Annotated in this window: 9 protein-coding genes; 6 read left to right on the plus strand and 3 right to left on the minus strand. The window is 35.0% G+C overall.

Going from position 1 to position 6,170, the window contains the following annotated elements; translation table 11 throughout:
* Window positions 1–348, minus strand: a 348-nt coding sequence (locus FOT98_RS24480) for a recombinase family protein (protein WP_144291162.1), incomplete at its 3' end; no start/stop codon positions are given.
* 436 nt (window positions 349–784) lie between these two features.
* Between FOT98_RS24480 and FOT98_RS24485 the strand changes: the two genes are divergently transcribed.
* From FOT98_RS24485 to FOT98_RS24510, 6 genes are all read left to right on the plus strand, one after another.
* Entirely contained in the window at window positions 785–1,114 is a 330-nt protein-coding gene (locus tag FOT98_RS24485) for a transcriptional regulator (RefSeq protein ID WP_063263435.1), read from the plus strand.
* Between the two features lie 91 nt (window positions 1,115–1,205).
* A complete protein-coding gene (locus FOT98_RS24490) occupies window positions 1,206–1,574 on the plus strand; it encodes a hypothetical protein (protein WP_063263436.1) in 369 nt (122 codons plus the stop codon).
* Between the two features lie 316 nt (window positions 1,575–1,890).
* A complete protein-coding gene (locus tag FOT98_RS24495; RefSeq protein ID WP_063263437.1) occupies window positions 1,891–2,169 on the plus strand; it encodes a hypothetical protein in 279 nt (92 codons plus the stop codon).
* Between the two features lie 195 nt (window positions 2,170–2,364).
* The gene (locus FOT98_RS24500; protein WP_063263438.1) at window positions 2,365–3,438 is read left to right on the plus strand and encodes a replication initiation factor domain-containing protein; all 1,074 of its coding nucleotides are present in this window, start codon (window positions 2,365–2,367) and stop codon (window positions 3,436–3,438) included.
* A gap of 442 nt (window positions 3,439–3,880) precedes the next feature.
* Window positions 3,881–4,174 (plus strand): AbrB/MazE/SpoVT family DNA-binding domain-containing protein, encoded by a 294-nt coding sequence (locus FOT98_RS24505; RefSeq protein WP_063263439.1) that lies wholly within the window; start codon window positions 3,881–3,883, stop codon window positions 4,172–4,174.
* Window positions 4,174–4,542, plus strand: coding sequence for a type II toxin-antitoxin system PemK/MazF family toxin (locus FOT98_RS24510; protein WP_144291163.1), 369 nt, complete (start codon window positions 4,174–4,176; stop codon window positions 4,540–4,542). The genes FOT98_RS24505 and FOT98_RS24510 overlap by 1 nt, the downstream gene beginning before the upstream one ends.
* Before the next feature lie 796 nt (window positions 4,543–5,338).
* Here FOT98_RS24510 and FOT98_RS24515 read toward each other — a convergent pair.
* Both FOT98_RS24515 and FOT98_RS24520 read right to left on the minus strand, forming a co-directional pair.
* A complete protein-coding gene (locus FOT98_RS24515; protein ID WP_063263433.1) occupies window positions 5,339–5,728 on the minus strand; it encodes a hypothetical protein in 390 nt (129 codons plus the stop codon).
* A 92-nt stretch (window positions 5,729–5,820) separates the two neighbouring features.
* Window positions 5,821–6,170: recombinase family protein (locus FOT98_RS24520; RefSeq protein WP_144291164.1), on the minus strand; the 350-nt coding region annotated here is incomplete at its 5' end.

Raw genomic sequence — 6,170 nt, forward strand, 5'->3', positions numbered from 1 at the left:
CTTTTGAATAGCTTGTTTCATGATGTCATCTTGCTCATTATTCGTATTGATCATTGGTTCTTTGATGAATCGAAGTATCACTCCGTTTTTGTTAAACCATTCATATTCTTTTAGGGTCTCGTCCATATTTCTTCCCATACGTGTAATTGAATCGAAAACAACTGTATCGTCTTTTCGAACCATCTGTTTTAACAGTTGATATTGAGGACGGTTAAAGTCCTTTCCGCTGGCTTTATCAATGTACATATCTCTTTCGTTGATACCTTCTTTCTTCATTGTCTCAACTTGTCTTGCTTCGTTTTGTTCCTTTGATGATACACGGATGTAAGCGAATGTTTTGTTTGTCATTTTAATTTCTCCTTTTGTTTTGGTTTTACGTCTCAAAATGTGGGTTTCTTTATGAAACGTATCATAATACAGAATCACACTTTTTGAAACGGTTGAAATGTTGATTCCATAGGGTTTTGAGAAAGTCCCAAAAGCGTCTTATAATGTGTACTTTTTGAGACGGTCTCATATTTAGTTGCGGACAATCCTTCCGAACCATCGTTATATGGGCGGTGGGCACGGAAAGTTTTCCAAGTAACTCATACATATACCACCTTGTGGGTTAGAAAAATTTCAAAATTTTCACCTCCTATAGGCGTTTTTTACATGATTTACCTATCAGACACCCATCGAAATAGGCTCTTAATTGTAAAGAAATAGAAAACTACAGGAATCTCTTTACTTTTGTAAGGCAAGTGGATATGTTCTCATCATCAAATAAGAAGGTGGTCTAAATATGGTCAAAATAAAGCGAGATGTAGCAGAATATTACGAGTCTACAAGAGGGAAATATCACGTTGGATACACGTTGGGACAATCATTTGAAGTTGCTTTGATGGAGCGGAATATGAAACAAGCGGATTTTGTGCGATTTACAAAAATTAATGAATCGTTAGTGAGCCAATATGTCAGAGAAAAGAAGATTCCTAGCAAAAGGGATCTGATTATCATCGATGCATTTTTGCGTGGTGGTTGGGATGAACAATTAGATGCAATCATAATTAAACCATTTCAGAAAAAGCGGTTATATGATGAATTGCTAGAGTTGAACAGGAAGGGGGCTTAAAACCTTGGGAATAGGCGTTGGACCGCATGAGAATGCTTGAATACATGATTTATTTACCAAAACAAAACTAACTAATGAAGGAGAATGCAAAATGCTTAAATATAAACATGATGAGGAACAACGACAATATCTACAAGGGAAAATCGACAAGTTGAGAAGAGAAAACGAATTGGGAAGCACTTTAGAGTCCCAGTTCATGGCGAACGAATGGACAATTAAGCAATATGAGATGATGATGAATGAGAAAAAGGCTAGTGATGATTATGTTTCAGTTGAATTAACAGATGAAGAACGACAAAGACATGACAAACGTGAAAAAGCAGCAGAAGAATTGCATCGGATTCAGTGTATTAAATCGTATATTTATCATTTGAAGCAGGAGATGGAACGACAGGAATATATGTTAAATAAAGCTGAAGCGGATATGCATGAGAATGGATTGGGACATTTTCTCCGTTGATTAGCTGAATAGGTGTTTATATCGCCTGTGTCAGCTGGTAAGCAGTAGAAACGGATATATGATATAAGTCCATGGTAGCGGAACGTAGTGAGCATAAGGAGTGGACTTATGCTTCTAAATATCCTCTTGGCACTTTCCCATGCACATGGGGAACGCCATCCGGCGAGGAAGCCCCTTGGATAAGGGGTTGGGGATTGATTATTTGAAGTTTGGATAGTGAAACGGACTAGGGGTGTAAAAATTCCACCCCTCTTTTATTTGTCCGCTTACGATTGTATTCTATTGTTTTGATAGATAAGTGAGAGAGGTATTTCGAATGAGTAAAAAAGACAGATGGGAAGAAATCAATGCAATTTTTGCGAAAGCACATGCAGCTAGAAAGCGTGAAAAGTTAATTAAAGAAATGGAAGAGTTTGAAAGTGGGTTCCCAGATGGGGTGTATGTGGCCCATTCTTCTCCTAATGAACCGATAATTAAATTAAAAGAGATGTATCGGTATTGCAGAGAAAAAGGAATTGATCCAAATGATTTAACAGAAGAAGAAATAGAACAGTTTTTGGTGTATCCGAATGATGATGAGAAAACTTTACGATGAGGAATGGGGTTTTAGCCGGAGGCCGACCGAAGGTTTTGAGTTTTATATAGACAGGAATCATGTTTTTGTAGGATGATAGATTTATGATTCTTGCCTGCTATATCTAATAAGCAGGCAACCCTCTCATTTTGTGAGAACTTTTTCTTCAAACCTAGTGTTTCCTGAGGTTTTTAAATCTAAAGAAAGGATGGTCTTATGGCAAAGAAAGCAGAATTGAATATGAAACATCAATGTATGTTAGACGTTACAATTGATAAGTTAACCGTTCTTGCAGACATAAGAATTCATAAAGATGTGTTTGTTGAACAAATACAGATGTTTGGATTCGAAGAGCAGGAATACAAATCAACGAATTATGGTTATTCTTATGTCTTTCTTCATGAGAATGCAGGGCGGATAGAAATAGCGCAAGATAGAAAGCGTGTAGACGCTCAAGAATTGCTTAAGAAGAAAATTCAACTACTTGAACAAATTAGAAAAGCAAAATCAGGACAAGCTTACGATAATGGATTACCTATTCAAGAGATGGAGCAAATATTGGAGAATATCCAAGAACAATTATCACAATGTGATGAAAGAGGTTATTTAGACCGACTTAAAGATGTTCGTTATGAGTTTAACCCTAAGTATTATGAATATATTGAAGGTGTTAAAGAAGTATCTCAAGGTGTTATGTCATTACTAGAAATGAAGTCTCATAAGTTATCACAAATACATATAGCATTAGATTATCATGTGAAGATAGCGGACTTAAGTATAGTGGATATGAAAAGTCGTAAAGAAACAATCATAAAAGGCAGAGATAAGAAACTTGAAACAATGTATTTAGGTAGTAGAAGTGGTAGAAGTCATCTTTGTATTTATGATAAAAAACAAGAGAATCAAGATAAAGGGACGATTGATCAGTACGAAGGATTGGATAAGGTAACACGTTTTGAAGCGCGTTTGAGAAATGATTATGCTAAAAATTTTAAGGACTCGGATTTTAATCCGTTTGAGGGAATACTGGTGCATCACTTGGAAACTCTTACTGAGATAGAAAGTAATGAATCAATGAAATTAGAAGATAAAGTTATGATATTGCACTTGCTGAAAAATCCAGACGTTTTAGGGATAATGGAAAAGTCCAAGAAAACAAGATGGAAAAAGAAACTTGATACACTTTCAAGGGTAGATATAAAGCCGAGTGACGATTTTGATCATAAAAAAAGCTTCCTAGTCGGCAAACTAGAAAGCATACTCAATAATGAGTGTTCAAAACCTAATTAGATAATTAAATTATACATTACAAGAAAAGAGCCGTCCATAAGACGAGCTCTTTTTATTATGTCTTACAAATTGTATAGGACGATAAGTGACGGTATCGTCCATTGAATCAAACTTATTGAAGGATTACTAATAAGTTAACCACTTCATCTGTTTTGAACAAGCGTTTGTTTAAATATGTAAGTGCGGTGCTCGTGTTTTTGCGATATACTCGTCAAAACTTTACGCGGTTCTACATGGCTCCCTAAAATATTACTGAAAGGGACCAAATTAGTTTATATACGACGTTTTGACGAATCTTGGGGGTTTATATGTGCGGCGCAAGAGATTACAAAGGATTCGCTATTAATGATTTATTAGTGTAAGCCTATTTTTGTATAGAGAGGTATCTTTTTAGGGGTAATGTATACACTATGTATATACATTACAAGAGGGGGGTGTTATAATGAACTCCAATAAGAAAAATGAACAAAAGGAGGATATTTTGACTATGTCTACTACTGTTCAAAAGTGGGGAAACAGTCTTGCAGTTCGTATCCCAAGTGTTGTTGCTGAACGTGTAAAAATTGAACAAGGTTCTGAAATTGAGATGAAAGTGGTGGGGAATCAAGGAATAATTACTATTACTCCGAGAAAAAAACGGAAGAAATATTCGTTAGAAGAATTAGTTTCAAAAATTACTCCTGAAAATCGTCATGAATATATTGATTTGGGTAGAGAGGGACGTGAATTAATCTAATGTCAAGTGTACCGGAACGTGGAGATTTTGTTATTCTTAATTTTGATCCTCAGGCTGGTCATGAACAGGCTGGGAGAAGAACAGGTATTGTTCTTTCCCCTAAATTGTTTAATGAGTCAACTGGATTTGCAGTAATTTGTCCAATAACGAATCAAGAAAAGGATTATCCTTATGAAGTAAAATTACCTGAAGAGGGGATCCCTGTTCCGGGTGGAAGTCCTGTAACTGGTGTAATTCTTGTAGATCAAGAAAGAACATTAGATTGGAGAGCTCGGAGGATTAGGATTTTAAGGTCTCATGAAGATGATGAACAAATATTAGATATAATTGATGAGTGTCTTGCGAAGATAGCTACATTTTTAACATGAACCTTTCGGAAATTTGGAGGGTTCTTTTTTATTAATATTGATCAACTAAAGTCATGCGTTTGCATGGCTTTTTTTGTTATTAATGCCGCAGTGTCTTGTATATAGAAATGACCCGATATTTCAGATTAGTGCGCCTATGTTTCTGTGTTGGCAATACAAGTGTGACCTATTATTCATGATTGACGCTTTTATTAAAGTGTAGGAACAGTCAAAGAAACAAAAACAGAATTGCATCTATAAGACATTGTAAATGTGTCTGTTTTTATAATGATTTTCGTTAATAAGGTGTCACAAAACCGATGTTGAAGGACGAATAGAAAACGTAAAGAGAGATTTTGTTTTACGAATGCCATTTATATACAAAGAGGTATACCGAATTTTGATTAATGGTGCGCTTATCTCTTTGTTACGAATTGGATTGTTGTTTGTATATACAAATGTACGGCTCTAAAAGACAATCCGGTGCGTTTATATATGGGCGGGAGCAGTGTGCCATTTTACAAGAAAAGTATAAGAAATTTTATATTGGCACCTGTAATAATGCTTTATGTCATGACCCATATAAGAGAGCACACTAAATTTTTTTATGGAAATCTAAAATTATTTGGTTGTTCTTCTATATTACTTATACCAAAGCTTTTAAAAGAGAAGGAGTGAATGTTCATGGAATTTCTAAACGCTTTTGCTGATGTAGCTACTATCGGGGGTTTCTTCCTAACCTGTGTGATGTTTTATAAGAATGAGTGTAACTAATTAAAGTAAGCCCTCTACACTAAAGGAGGGCTTACCTTTTATCTTATTTAGATCTAGGGTGAGTTTCTGTTAATTTCATTGTAGAAACTTCTGTACCGTTAGCTATTAATTCATGAATAGTAAAGATCTTTCGATTGTCCTTTTTTAAACGCTCTAAAACAGATACTAAGCGGTCTTTTAGGCAAAAGCCTAAATGCTTATTTCTGTATTCTTTTGGGATTTCATCTTGAAGAACGCCTGAATAAAAGATTTCAGAAAAAGCGTCTTCGTAATATGCATGTGAAAGTGTTACTTTCTTTAATTTACCATCACCAGTAGTTAATTTAACTGGGTAGTAATAATTTCCGTATTCATCAGTAATTAAATCTATTAATCCAAGAATATTGTTAATATCTTCATTTGGTTCTAGCGTTTTTAATTGAATTTTTTCCATGTATTCATCTCCCTATATTTTATTTCTTAATTATACCATGTATGGACAATGATACCAAAACATTTGTTCTTATTTTGGAGGGAGGATTATTGTTATTGTTCATATTCTTTAACTTTTCGATAAAACGTTGCTTTGGTCATGTTAACTTCATTCATAAACTTTACGGCGGTAATTTCTTTGGCTTTCCATTGCTCATAAAGTTCATTCCAGTTGTCCGGTACATCAATGGCAGGGCGACCGAATTTAACACCTCTCTGTATTGCTACGGCTATTCCTTCAGCTTGTCTCGTTTTGATTTCCTCACGTTCCTTTTCAGCAAATGCAGTTAGAAGTGTAAGGATAATCTTTTGAATAGCTTGTTTCATGATGTCATCTTGCTCATTATTCGTATTGATCATTGGTTCTTTGATGAATCGAAGTATCACTCCGTTTTTGTTAAACC

Source organism: Bacillus sp. HY001 (assembly GCF_007558965.1).
Classification (GTDB): Bacteria; Bacillota; Bacilli; order Bacillales; family Bacillaceae_G; genus Bacillus_A; species Bacillus_A mobilis.